At 55.4% G+C, this 12,008-nt stretch carries 12 protein-coding genes; 9 read left to right on the top strand and 3 right to left on the bottom strand.

Translation table 11 applies throughout. The annotated features are described in order from the left end of the window. The first annotated feature begins 148 nt into the window (after positions 1-148). Together AALG83_04840 and AALG83_04835 are read left to right on the top strand one after the other, a co-directional pair. On the top strand, positions 149-685 hold the full coding sequence (locus tag AALG83_04840; GenBank protein MEY8382479.1) for a GNAT family N-acetyltransferase: 537 nt from the start codon (positions 149-151) through the stop codon (positions 683-685). After that, the gene (locus tag AALG83_04835) at positions 682-933 is read left to right on the top strand and encodes a hypothetical protein (GenBank protein ID MEY8382478.1); all 252 of its coding nucleotides are present in this window, start codon (positions 682-684) and stop codon (positions 931-933) included. The genes AALG83_04840 and AALG83_04835 overlap by 4 nt, the downstream gene beginning before the upstream one ends. 94 nt (positions 934-1,027) lie before the next feature. Here AALG83_04835 and AALG83_04830 read toward each other — a convergent pair whose 3' ends face one another. Beyond that, positions 1,028-1,819, bottom strand: a complete 792-nt coding sequence (locus AALG83_04830) for a histidinol-phosphatase HisJ family protein (protein ID MEY8382477.1) — start codon at positions 1,817-1,819, stop codon at positions 1,028-1,030. 186 nt (positions 1,820-2,005) lie between these two features. Here AALG83_04830 and AALG83_04825 point away from each other — a divergent pair, with 186 nt between their 5' ends. The 7 genes from AALG83_04825 (at position 2,006) to AALG83_04795 (ending at position 8,661) form a co-directional block, all read left to right on the top strand. Next, positions 2,006-2,497: a QueT transporter family protein gene (locus AALG83_04825; protein MEY8382476.1), complete on the top strand. Its 492-nt coding sequence runs from the start codon at positions 2,006-2,008 to the stop codon at positions 2,495-2,497. Between the two features lie 2 nt (positions 2,498-2,499). Further along, on the top strand, positions 2,500-3,111 hold the full coding sequence (locus tag AALG83_04820; protein ID MEY8382475.1) for a TIGR00730 family Rossman fold protein: 612 nt from the start codon (positions 2,500-2,502) through the stop codon (positions 3,109-3,111). An 88-nt stretch (positions 3,112-3,199) separates the two neighbouring features. Continuing rightward, complete coding sequence (locus AALG83_04815) at positions 3,200-3,469, top strand: ACT domain-containing protein (protein ID MEY8382474.1); 270 nt, start codon at positions 3,200-3,202, stop codon at positions 3,467-3,469. Positions 3,470-3,479: 10 nt separating this feature from the next. Continuing rightward, on the top strand, positions 3,480-4,838 hold the full coding sequence (locus AALG83_04810; protein ID MEY8382473.1) for a PFL family protein: 1,359 nt from the start codon (positions 3,480-3,482) through the stop codon (positions 4,836-4,838). A gap of 46 nt (positions 4,839-4,884) precedes the next feature. Then, positions 4,885-6,654, top strand: coding sequence for an oligoendopeptidase F (gene pepF / locus AALG83_04805; protein MEY8382472.1), 1,770 nt, complete (start codon positions 4,885-4,887; stop codon positions 6,652-6,654). Between the two features lie 85 nt (positions 6,655-6,739). Continuing rightward, positions 6,740-7,555, top strand: coding sequence for a sugar phosphate isomerase/epimerase family protein (locus tag AALG83_04800; protein ID MEY8382471.1), 816 nt, complete (start codon positions 6,740-6,742; stop codon positions 7,553-7,555). A 143-nt stretch (positions 7,556-7,698) separates the two neighbouring features. Then, the gene (locus AALG83_04795; GenBank protein ID MEY8382470.1) at positions 7,699-8,661 is read left to right on the top strand and encodes a small ribosomal subunit Rsm22 family protein; all 963 of its coding nucleotides are present in this window, start codon (positions 7,699-7,701) and stop codon (positions 8,659-8,661) included. A 120-nt stretch (positions 8,662-8,781) separates the two neighbouring features. Here AALG83_04795 and AALG83_04790 read toward each other — a convergent pair whose 3' ends face one another. Together AALG83_04790 and leuS are read right to left on the bottom strand one after the other, a co-directional pair. Then, positions 8,782-9,180, bottom strand: a complete 399-nt coding sequence (locus tag AALG83_04790) for a DUF1540 domain-containing protein (GenBank protein ID MEY8382469.1) — start codon at positions 9,178-9,180, stop codon at positions 8,782-8,784. Between the two features lie 364 nt (positions 9,181-9,544). Then, positions 9,545-11,965 (bottom strand): leucine--tRNA ligase, encoded by a 2,421-nt coding sequence (gene leuS / locus AALG83_04785; GenBank protein ID MEY8382468.1) that lies wholly within the window; start codon positions 11,963-11,965, stop codon positions 9,545-9,547. Between the last annotated feature and the right edge of the window lie 43 nt (positions 11,966-12,008).

The raw sequence follows: 12,008 nt of genomic DNA, 5'->3' as shown, positions 1-12,008 counted from the left end.
TTTTTGCGTTCAGCAACTGCCGCAAAAGGAAGTAAGCGCAGACAGAGGGAGATAGAAAGTTTTCCAAATATTTTCAGGATGTTTGTAAAGCATGGATTGAGATCTGCCCAGGGGCATCGTATAATAGAACTCCAAGGAGGGCAGGGCAATGATTTTGCAGACAGAGCGCCTGTGTTTGCGCAAATGGCAGCAGGAGGATTTTGCGGATTTGGCCGAGATGCTGCAAGATCCGCAGGTGATGTATGCCTATGAGCATGGTTTTTCAGATGCGGATGTGCAGGAATGGATGGAGCGGCAATGGAGGCGCTATCGTGAACATGGTTTTGGGCTTTGGGCAGTGGTGGAAAAGCAGAGCGGGGACATTGTCGGCCAGGCCGGGCTGACGATACAGCACTGTGAGGGTCAGGATATTCTGGAAATCGGCTACCACCTGAAGAGAAAACACTGGAAAAAGGGCTATGCGGCAGAAGCGGCAAAAGGCTGTATGCAGTATGCCTTTGAGGTTTTGGGCGCGCCGGCTGTTTACAGCGTGATCAAGAGCGACAACCTGGCTTCGCAGAAAGTAGCCGAGCGCATGGGCATGAAAAAACAGAAGGAATTTTGGGCAACCTATTATGCAGGCCCCATGCTGCATTTTCTCTACGGCAGGGAAAAGCCGAATAAGCAAAAGGAGGAAGCACAATGATTCGCGTTTATGGGATGGAAATTTGCCCGGATTGCCTGGAGGCAAAGGAACAGCTGCTGCTCGCGGGCATCGACTTTGAATTTTTGGATTTTGCAGATTCCACGGCAAATCTCAAGGAGTTTTTGAAGCTGAGGGAAGCAAACCCGCTGTTTGATGAGGCGCGGCGGCAGGGGAATATTGGCATTCCCTGCTTTGTACTGCCGTCTGGCGAGGCGACGCTTCAGATCTCGGATGTTTTGCAGGCATAGCAAGCGCGGGGAAAAAGGGCGGCGCGAGAAGCAATTTTGCAATCAAAAGAGCGGGCAGAAAACCAGAAATTCTGCCCGCTCTTTTTTGTTTGCGCTAAATTTTATGGAAAGTCGGCTTTCTGTCCTGAAATGTGCAGACATAGCGGAAGCCCATTTCCTTCAGCGCCTCGGTTCCCTCCAAAATGCGCCAGCTCACTTCTCCCGGCCGGTGCCCATCCGAGCCGGTAGTGATGATCTCGCCGCCCAGCTCCAGATAGCGCTTCAAAATGCCCCGGGTGGGCGTGCCGATATCCCCGGTAACCTTTGCGGCGCTGGTGTTGAGCTCCAGCCCCTTGCCATTGTGAATGATGGTTTTCAAAATGGCGTCGAACAGATCCGGGAAAAGCTCGTATTCAAAGGGGAGCTTTTGGAAATTGCCGCAGTATTTGCAGCAATAGCCGATATGGCCGACGATATCGTAGTTCGTGAAATGGCTCAGCGTTTTGAGCATGGCCTGCAGATAGCGCTCATAGGCCTCGTGCACGGTTTTATCCCGGTAAAAATCCGGCAGATAGAGATCGACGCCGTCTACAAAATGCTGCGAGGCGATGACGAAATCGAATGCATGATGGGACAGGAATTTTTCATAGATCGGGATGGCATCGTAGTTCACGCTGAGCTCGATGCCTTTTCTGACGGGGATGGGAGAGCCTTTTTTGACGAACTTTTCCCACTCGCAGTCATAGCGATCCATATCGATGCTGCAAAAATCGCCGTTGCCTTCGTCGTGATCCGTTACGGCGATTTCCTCCATTCCCATGGCCTGCGCCTGGGCGGCGATGTTTTCAAAACTCTGCCCCGGATCTGCATCCGGAGAGAGGAAAGAGTGCAAATGGTAATCGAACATATGCTTCCTCCAATCGTAATTTCCGCGGTTATTTTACCATGAACGGCCGGCTCAGGGAAGAGTATGAGGCAAAGTTTTCGCAAAATTCACAGGTTTTTTCCCGGAATCTTCCAGGGACAAATTGAAGACAGGCTCATTTTAGTGTATAATTGCAAATTATAATAGTATGAAGAATGGATATGCTAGATGAAGAAAGAAAAGCTCGTTTATCTCGCGCAAAGCGGAATTATCGCCGCGGTATATGCCGCGCTGACCTTGCTCTTTTATCCCCTCTCTTTTGGCCTTTCCCAGCTGCGGGTGAGCGAGGGGCTCTGTGTTCTGCCGTATTTTACGCCGGCGGCGGTGCCCGGGCTGTTTCTCGGCTGCGTGATCGCCAATATTTTCGGCGGCTTTGGACTTTTGGATATTGTCTGCGGCAGCCTGGCGACGCTGCTCGCGGCCTATGGGGCGTATAAAATCAAAAATAATTATCTCGCGCCGCTGCCCGCTGTTCTGGCAAATGCTGTCATCGTGGGCGCGGAGCTGGCATATCTAATGAATGTGCCGTTTTGGCAGGCAGCGCTGGGCGTTGGGGCAGGGCAGGCAGTCTCCTGCTATGTGATCGGGATGCCCCTGCTGTTTGCGCTGGAGAAATTGCAGCGGAAATGGAATCTGTTTGGAACAATTAGGAGGAACTGAGTATGAAAATCTGTGTTTACGGAGCTTCCAGCACGCAGCTGGATCCCAAATATATCGATGCGACTTATCAGCTGGGCCAGGAGCTGGCAAAACGCGGGCATGGCCTGGTTTACGGCGGCGGTGCGCAGGGCGTCATGGGGGCGACAGCCCGGGGCGTGCGCGAACAGGGCGGCGAGGTCGTTGGCGTAACCCCTGAGTTTTTCAATGTGGACGGCGTTGTCTTTCAGGATTGCACCGAGCTGATTTTTACCAAAACCATGCGGGAACGCAAGCAGACCATGGAGGATCGGGCGGATGCGTTTATCGTGGCTCCGGGCGGCTTTGGGACGTATGAGGAGTTTTTTGAGATTCTCACGCTCAAGCAGCTGGAGCGCCATAACAAGGCCATCGCCATCTATAACGTGGATGGCTGCTATGATATGCTCTTTGATTTCATCGCCCGGGCGATGAGCGAGAACTTCATCAAGGAGGCCTGCAAAAAGCTCTACCGGATTTTTGATAACCGGGATGAGATGCTGGACTATATCGAAAACTATCAGCCTGAGAGAATCGGCATCAAAAAGCTGCGGGATGTCGACGAGAGCTATACATACGATAACTACAAGGCGAAATAGCCAAAGATAGGAAAGAGCCCGGGCGGGGCGGCGCTGCTTTTGCCCCGGGCGCGGGTTTATTCGCAAAACGACGAAAGAGGAGAGAAAAATGAGAGCGATTATTTCAGTATTTGGGAAAGACAGACCCGGCATCATCGCCGGCTTATCGGCCGTGCTCTACCGCCATGGCGCCAATATTTTGGATATCAGCCAGACGGTTATGCAGGGAGCGATTTTTACGATGGTCATGCTCATTGAGGTCAGCGAGGGGGATTCCTTCTCCGGCCTGAAGGCGGATTTGGAGGAGGCCGCAGAGAGCCTTGGCATGGAACTGCACCTCCAACGGGAAGAGATTTTCGATTCCATGCACCGCATCTAGGGGGAAGGCCATGATCAATACCAGAGATATTTTAAGCACCATCGAGATGATCCGGCATCAGTGCCTGGATATCCGCACGATCACCATGGGCATCTCGCTCAAAGACTGCATGAGCGAGGATATGAACCGGGCTATCTGCAACATCAAGGGAAAAATTCTGCGCAAAGCCGAAAAACTCGTCAAAACAGGCGAGGAGATCGAGGCGGAATTCGGCATTCCCATCGTCAATAAGCGCATCTCGGTTACGCCCATCTCCATCATCGGCGAGCCCACGGGCACGGCAGACTATGCGCCGTTTGCCGTGGCGCTGGATGAGGCGGGCAAAGAGGTCGGCGTGGATTTTATCGGCGGCTTTTCGGCTCTTGTGCATAAGGGGATGACGCCGGGCGAGCGCAATTTCATCCGCTCCATCCCGGAGGCGCTTGCAAGCACGGATATTGTTTGCAGCAGCGTCAATGTCGGGACAACCCGGGCAGGCATCAATATGGATGCCGTGGCGCTGATGGGGGAGGTCGTCAAGCAGACGGCCGAGCGCACGGCGGATCAAGGCGGCTTGGGCGCGGCAAAGCTGGTCGTGTTCTGCAATGCCGTAGAGGATAACCCGTTTATGGCCGGGGCGTTTCACGGCATCGGAGAGGGCGACTGCGTCATCAACGTGGGCGTCAGCGGGCCGGGGGTGGTCTATGCCGCGATTGCGGACATGAAGGGCGCAAACCTCGGCGAAATCGCCGAGCAAATCAAAAAGACTGCATTTCACATTACGCGCATGGGCGAGCTGGTGGCCCGGGAGGCCTCCCGCAGGCTGGGTGCAGAGTTTGGCATTGTGGATCTCTCCCTGGCGCCTACGCCTGCTCAGGGCGACAGCGTCGCCCGGATTTTAGAGGCCATGGGGCTGGAGACCTGTGGCGGATGCGGCACGACGGCCGCGCTGGCGCTGCTCAACGACGCCGTCAAAAAAGGCGGCGTCATGGCCAGCTCGAACGTCGGCGGGCTTTCCGGGGCGTTTATCCCGGTCAGTGAGGATGAGGGCATGATCGCCGCGGCCAGAAGCGGTGTTCTGCGGCTGGAAAAGCTGGAAGCCATGACCTGCGTCTGTTCGGTGGGGCTGGATATGATCGCCGTCCCGGGGGATACCACAGCCGAGACGCTTTCGGCCATCATTGCGGACGAGGCGGCCATTGGCATGGTCAACAATAAGACCACGGCTGTGCGCATCATCCCCGTGCCGGGCGGCAAAGTGGGCGATGAAGTCAGCTTTGGCGGCCTGCTGGGCACGGCGCCCATCATGCCTTGCAGCAAAGTTTCGGCCAGCGAATTCATTCACCGCGGCGGCCGGATTCCCGCGCCCATTCATTCCCAGAAAAACTAGACGGCCGGGGAGCGCCGCAGGGCCTGCCCGCCGGAAAGGATAAGAGATGAAAACAAGAAGCGAAATTCCAGAGCAATTCAAATGGAAGCTGGAGGATATTTATCAGAGCGAAGCGCAGTGGGAAGCGGAATACCGCGAGCTGGAGGGTATGCTTCCGGCGCTGGAGGCGCGCAGGCAGAATATCGCGCAGTCGGCAGAGGAGCTGAAGGCAGGGCTGGACGAGATGTACCGCGCCATGCTGCTGCTCGAGCGGCTGTATGTCTATGCCCGGATGCGCCGGGATGAGGATAACGCCAATTCCTATTACCAGGGTCTGGCCGACCGCGCCCAGGGCCTGAACGTGAGGCTCTCTGCGGCGATTTCCTATCTGAACCCACTGTTGCTCTCTTTGCCGGAAGGCGTTTTAGAAGGGTATGCGGCTCAGCCGGAATTGGCGGACTACCGCTTCATGCTGGAAGATCTGCTGCGCAGCAAGGCGCACGTGCTGGAAGAGGGCGAGGAGCGCCTGCTTTCCATGGCCGGGGACTTTTCGGACGGTGCCCAGGGCATTTACACCATGCTCAACAACGCAGATCTCTCCTTTGGCAGCGTGGAGCACGGCGGCCAGACGCGCCAGCTGACCCACGCGACCTATATTGGCCTCATGCAGAGCGAAGATCGGGTGCTCAGGGAAAAGGTATTCCACCAGTTTTATCAGAGCTTCCAGAGCCATATCAATACCATCGCCGCCACATACGGCACCAGCGTGAAGAAAGACGTGTTCTATGCCAAGGCGCGCAGGTACCAAAGTGCGCTGGATGCCGCGCTCTCCTCGGATAATGTTCCGGAATCGGTTTACCGGGATTTGATTGAGACGGTTCACGCGCATTTGCCGACGATGTACCGCTATGTCGCCCTGCGCAGGAAAATTTTGGGTGTGGATCAGCTGGAAATGTATGATATCTATGCGCCGCTGGTCTCGCAGGTGGATGCCAAATATACCTATGAGCAGGCCAAGGAGCTGGTGCTGGAAGGGCTCTCGGTTTTGGGCGGGGAGTATGGCGCGCATCTCAGAGAGGCGTTTGCGTCCAGATGGATCGATGTGTTTGAAAATAAAGGCAAAACCTCGGGCGCGTATTCCTGGGGCGCATACGGGACGCATCCCTATGTGCTGCTCAACCACCGGGACGACCTGGACAGCGTTTTCACCATCGCGCACGAGCTGGGCCACGCCATGCACTCCTTCTATTCAGATGCCGCCCAGCCCTATCCCACGGCGGGCTATGCCATCTTTGTGGCGGAAGTGGCCTCGACGGTCAACGAAATTCTGCTGACCAAGCACCTGCTGCGCACGGTGCAGGATGCCAAGCTCAAAAAATATATTCTCAACCACTATATCGATCAGTTCCGCACCACGGTTCTGCGGCAGACGATGTTTGCGGAGTTCGAGATGCTGGCGCACGAGATGGCCGAGAAGGGCGAGCCGCTGACTGTGCAGTCTCTCTGCGAGACCTACGGCAGGCTCAACGCGCTCTATCACGGGCCGGATATGGGCGCAGACGATACCATCTCCTATGAATGGGCGCGCATCCCGCATTTCTACAACGCGTTCTATGTCTATAAATACGCCACGGGCTTTTCCTGCGCCTGCGCCATCGTCCATAAGCTGGAAGAAGAGCCGGGAATGCTGGAAAAATACAAGGCGTTCCTCTCGGGCGGCGGAAGCGATTATCCCATGGAGCTTTTGCGCAAGGCCGGCATCGAGGTCGGCGAGGCAGTGGAAATCTGCATGAAGGAATTTGCGCAGGCTTTAGAGGAATTTGAAGCTTTAGCGTGAATATTAAAGAAGAGGGGCAGCGCCCCTGTTCCGGCAAAAAACAGCGCCCTAGGCGCAGAGTTTGATAAAAGTGAGGCGAGAGGATATGAAACTTAGTTTTTCCACGCTCGGCTGCCCCAAGCTGAGCTTCCGGGATGTGCTTTCCATTGCGAAAGACCTGGGCTACGACGGCATCGAGCTGCGCGGCATCATGCAGACCATCGATGCGCCGGATTTGAAGGAGTTTTCCCAGGAGAACTGCCAGCAGACCATGGAACGGCTGAACAAGCTGGGCCTGGAAATCCCGATTCTGACTTCCGCCTGCAAACTGCACCGGGAGGAGAAATGGGAGGCGACGCTGGCGCTGGCAAAGCGCTATGTGGATACTGCGGCTAGAATCGGCACGAAATACGTCCGCGTGCTGGGGGACAGCTATCCCGCGCCGGGCGGGCATGTCAGCGATGCGGTCGTTTTAGAGCATCTGGGGCAGATTGCGGATTATGCCGCTGGGCAGGGCATAACGGTTCTCATCGAGACCAACGGCGTTTATGCGGATACCGCGCGGCTGGCGCAGCTGATCGCAGACGCCGGCAGGGAAAATATCGGGGTCATTTGGGATATCAACCACCCGGCTCAGTTCTTCGGGGAGACGCCCGAGCAGACCTATGCCAATATTGGCAGTCTGGTGCGCCATGTGCATGTGAAAGATTCGGTGAAAGCGTTCGAGAAGTTCGATAAAGTGCAGTATCACATGATCGGGCATGGAGACGTCCCGGTAAAGCAGGCCATCGATCTGCTGCTGGAAAAAGGCTATGAGGGCTATTTCTCGCTGGAATGGGTCAAGCGCTGGGATTTCACGCTGGAAGAGCCGGGCATCGTGTTTGCACACTATGCCAACTACATGCGCAAGCTGGAAAAATAGAGCAAAAAAGAGCACCCGCAAGGGTGCTCTTTTTTATGCTAAGCTTTAGAGCGCGAAAAGCGTTGCGCCGGCAGAGGGCGAAGAGATATAATAACTTATACGATAGTTCGGCCGGCCATGCGCCGCCGTAGAAGGAGAGAGCATTGGAGTTTCCCGTTGCACTGCAAAGTGCCATTCAGCAGTTGGCCGCCAAATACCCGATGGCGCAATTAAAAAATGCGGCGGAAGAGATCAGCCGGCGCTACCGCCAGGAGACCGGGCAGGGCAAGCGCCTGCTGAGCCAGGATTTAGAGGCGGCGGCCTATGCAATGGCCCGTATGCCGGCGACTTTTGGCGCGGTTGCTTCGGCGCTGGGATATGCCCTGGAGGCCGCAGACTTTGCGCCAAAAACGCTGCTGGATGCCGGCGCCGGGACGGGCGCGGCCTGCTGGGCGGCGGATGCGCTGCTGCCTTTGCAGCGGGTTATCTGCCTGGAACGGGAAGAAGCCATGCGCCGGCTGGGGCAGGAACTGATGCGCGAAGGCTCGGAGGCGTTGCAGGGATCAGAGTGGCAGGCGGCGGATCTGACGGCCGTTGCGCCATTGCCAAGGGCAGAACTCGTGGTGGCCTCCTATGTTTTGGGAGAGCTTTCGCCCGCGGCGCGCATTGCGGCTCTGCAAAAGCTTTGGGAGGCGGCAGAGGGAATGCTGCTGATTATCGAGCCGGGAACGCCAGCCGCCTTTGCGCAGATAGAGCAAGCACGGCAGATTTTGGTAGGGCAGGGAGCGCATATTGCCGCGCCCTGCCCGCACGAGCAGCCCTGCCGGCTGACTGGGCAGGATTGGTGCCATTTTGCCTGCCGCGTGCCCAGAAGCCGCCTGCATAAGCAGCTCAAAGGCGGGGAAGCGCCGTATGAAGATGAAAAATTTTCCTATTTGGCGCTGGCAAGATTTGAGGTTTGTCATAATAAATCGCGCATTTTGCGCCACCCGCAGGTTGCCAAAGGGCAGATCGGCCTAATGCTTTGCGGCGCGCAGGAAAATAAAAGCGTTCTGGTAAAAAAGAAGGATGGCGCGCTTTTTAAAGCCGCGCGCAAGGCAAAGTGCGGGGATGCCATCGAGCTTTGAAGAAGAAAAGCCAGCCTAAGCTCATGGCCATGTTAAGCAAAAAAAAGAGAAAGCAAAAAACGGCGTTTGCGCCGTTTTTTAGCATCAGTTGCATTGCTCCTGTTCTTTTTGGATAGACTTTTAAAATACTCTGCGTTCGTAGGTCTCGCAGACGGATAGCGTGCCGTCGGTATCTTCCGGCGATTCGATGGTAATGCGGCTTGCGGCGCAGAAATTGCTCTGGTTATAGATGCAGTCTCGGGCGTTGCAGGAGATAAAATCCGAATGCGCAGGGGTATTTTCCTCGGAAAGCCCTTGTTCTTCTGCCCGAACAATGCCGGCATAGCTCGTAACTGCGTTTGCGCAGGGCAAATTGCCGCAGGCCATGGCCCGCAGGCTGCCCGGCTTTGCGAACGAATCGCAAAACGCGACGGCCCCATAGTTATTCTGGAATTTATCTACCCGCACCATGCCGCTCTCGCACTGGCCGTCTGTGTTATGCACACACTCTGTGGCCTCGCAGGTAATTTTGCTGATCAAAATAGTGTCGCCTCCTTCTTTTGAAAATTTGAGCACATGCTGTCGCTTTTGTTTGCCACATTATCGAAGCTTTTCGGCGCACACGGCGCAACTTTTATCGTCCTCAGCTGGCAGAAATGATCTGGCGAATTATGAATGCAGCTTTCAATCTGGCAGCGAATTACTTGGTCTTTCATAAGCAAATCCTCCTATCAACATGTTTTCAAATTTAGGTTGTGCGCCAGAAAAAATTTTAAACTTGCAATTTCTTCAAACATGCGCCGGGCTGGTCATGGAAAATACTTGATTTTATGGAAAATAATGAAAATAAAAAAGGAGCCGCTTGAAAATGTTTCCAGCGGCTCTTTTGTTCTAAAGTGATTTTTTACTTGACGACGATATTGACGATTTTTCCCGGGACGATGATGGTTTTGACCACTTGCTTGCCCTCGAAATAGGAGGCGAAGTGCTCCCTCACATATGCCTCCAGCTCCTCTTTGCCAAAGCTGGTGGGCACGCTGAAGCGCTCGCGCACTTTGCCGTTGATCTGCAAGGGGTATTCGATCTCCTCTTTTTGCAGCGCGCTCTCATCGAAGGTCGGGAAGGGCTGGTTGAAGATGCTGTAAGCGCCGCCCATTCTCTCCCAAAGCTCCTCGGAAAAGTGCGGCGCAAAGGGCGCCAGCAGCAGGAGCAGGTTTTTGCAGACGCTTCTGGCGTATTCGCCGTCTGCCTGGCCGTCCATATAGCGGTACATGGCGTTGGTCAGCTCCATAAGTCGGGCAATGGCGGTATTGAAGGAGAAGGCCTCGATATCTGCGCTGACGCTCTTAATTGTGCCGTGCAGAACGAAATCCACATCCTTTTCTTCTTTGCCTTTTTCCTTTTTGCCCTCTGCGGCGATGGCGCGGTCTACCAGGCGCTCGACGCGCTCCAGATATTTATGCACAGACTTGATGCCGCCGTCGCTCCAGGGGCCGCCCTCGATATACGAGAAACCAAAGCCCAGATACATGCGGAAAGCATCCGAACCGAATTTGTTGACGTAATCATCCGGCGAGATGACATTGCCGCGGGATTTGCTCATCTTTTCGCCGTCCGGCCCCAGAATAGTTCCCTGGTGCACCAGAGAGGCGAAAGGCTCGTCGAAATTCAGATAGCCCATATCCCGGAACGCTTTGGTGAAGAAGCGGGCATAGAGCAGATGCATGCAGGCATGTTCTGCGCCGCCGATGTATTTATCTACGGGCAGCAGTTCGTTGATGATGGCGGGGTTCCAGGCCATTTCGTCATCCTTATTGTCCGGATAGCGCAGATAGTACCAGGAGGAGCAGACAAAGGTATCCATGGTATCCGCATCCCGCCGGGCGGGCGCGCCGCATTTGGGGCAGGTTACATTCATGAATCCCTCATGCTTTGCCAGAGGGGAAGTGCCGTCCGGCGTGAAATCCACATCGTAGGGCAGACGGACGGGCAGATCTTCTTCGGGCACGGGCACATCGCCGCAGTGCGGGCAGTGGATGATCGGGATGGGAGCGCCCCAATAGCGCTGGCGGGAGATGAGCCAGTCCCGGAGGCGGTAGTTGACCTTGGGGCCGCCTTTTCCCTGGGCCTTGAGGTTTTCCAGCATGGTTTTGCGCGCCTCTTCCACGCCCATGCCGTCCAGGTTTTCGCTGTTCACCAGCACGCCGTAGCCCGTATAGGGGAGGGAATCGTCTTCTCCTTCCTCTTTAGCCTTGATAACGCGCTCGATGGGCAGGTTATATTTGGTTGCAAAGGCGAAGTCTCTCTCGTCGTGCGCAGGAACAGCCATGACCACGCCCGTTCCATAGCTGGCCAGCACATAATCCGCCGCCCAGATGGGAACCTTGCGGCCGTTGACCGGGTTGATGGCGTAAGCGCCGGTAAAGACGCCCGTCTTTTCCCGGGTTGTGGAGAGGCGATCGATCTCCGTCGCCTTGGCGGCATATTCCTGATATTCCTTGACGGCCTGCTTTTGCTCCGGTGTCGTAATTTCCTCGATGAGCGGGTTTTCCGGCGAGATGACGACATAGGTGCAGCCATAGAGTGTATCGGCGCGGGTGGTGAAAACGGTAAACTCGCCGCCCTGTTCCAGCTGGAAGGTAACTTCGCCGCCCACGGATTTGCCGATCCAGTTTTTCTGCATGAGCTTGGTCTTTTCCGGCCAATCCAGCTTCTCCAGGCCGGAGAGCAGCTCCTCCGCATAATCCGTGATTTTGAAGAACCACTGGGTCAGATGCTTGCGGGTAACCGTGGAATGGCAGCGCTCGCAAGCGCCCTCTACCACCTGTTCGTTTGCCAGAACTGTCTGGCAATGGGGGCACCAGTTGACCGGCGCAGCCTTGCGGTAGGCCAGGCCCTTTTTATACAGCTGCAAGAAGCACCACTGCGTCCATTTGTAGTAATCGGGCAGGCAGGTTTTGATCTCGTAGTCCCAGTCGAAGGATGCGCCCATGGCTTTGAGCTGGCCTTCCATCGTCGCGATATTGGCGAGGGTGGAATCCTCCGGGTGGATGCCCGTCTTGATGGCGTAGTTTTCCGCCGGCAGGCCGAAGGCGTCAAAGCCCATCGGGTGGAACACATTGAAGCCCTTCATGCGCAGATAGCGCGCGTAGGTATCTGCCAGGCTGTAGTTATACCAGTGCCCGGCATGAAGCTTGGCGCCGGAAGGATAGGAGAACATCTCCAAGACGTATTTTTTGGGCTTATCGCTGTGCTTATCGAACTTGTACAGATTCGTCTCTGCCCATTTTTTCTGCCACTTCTTTTCAACCTCAGGTAAATTCAACGCTTTGGCTCCTTTTCTATCGATAGATATTATAGCTCTCTTT

This window comes from Christensenellaceae bacterium 44-20, assembly GCA_041223705.1.
GTDB lineage: Bacteria > Bacillota > Clostridia > Christensenellales > Christensenellaceae > QANA01.
Note: the sequence above shows the minus strand (reverse complement) of the source record. Positions and strands in the feature narration are given on the sequence as shown.

What these genes read in the sequence shown, in the direction of transcription:
- AALG83_04835 (MEY8382478.1), top strand. Translation starts at nt 682, where the DNA reads ATGATTCGCGTTTATGGGATGGAAATTTGCCCGGATTGCCTGGAGGCA.
- AALG83_04825 (MEY8382476.1), top strand. Translation starts at nt 2,006, where the DNA reads ATGAAGAAAGAAAAGCTCGTTTATCTCGCGCAAAGCGGAATTATCGCC.
- AALG83_04830 (MEY8382477.1), bottom strand. Translation starts at nt 1,819, where the DNA reads ATGTTCGATTACCATTTGCACTCTTTCCTCTCTCCGGATGCAGATCCG.
- AALG83_04820 (MEY8382475.1), top strand. Translation starts at nt 2,500, where the DNA reads ATGAAAATCTGTGTTTACGGAGCTTCCAGCACGCAGCTGGATCCCAAA.
- AALG83_04840 (MEY8382479.1), top strand. Translation starts at nt 149, where the DNA reads ATGATTTTGCAGACAGAGCGCCTGTGTTTGCGCAAATGGCAGCAGGAG.
- AALG83_04800 (MEY8382471.1), top strand. Translation starts at nt 6,740, where the DNA reads ATGAAACTTAGTTTTTCCACGCTCGGCTGCCCCAAGCTGAGCTTCCGG.
- AALG83_04815 (MEY8382474.1), top strand. Translation starts at nt 3,200, where the DNA reads ATGAGAGCGATTATTTCAGTATTTGGGAAAGACAGACCCGGCATCATC.
- AALG83_04810 (MEY8382473.1), top strand. Translation starts at nt 3,480, where the DNA reads ATGATCAATACCAGAGATATTTTAAGCACCATCGAGATGATCCGGCAT.
- pepF (MEY8382472.1), top strand. Translation starts at nt 4,885, where the DNA reads ATGAAAACAAGAAGCGAAATTCCAGAGCAATTCAAATGGAAGCTGGAG.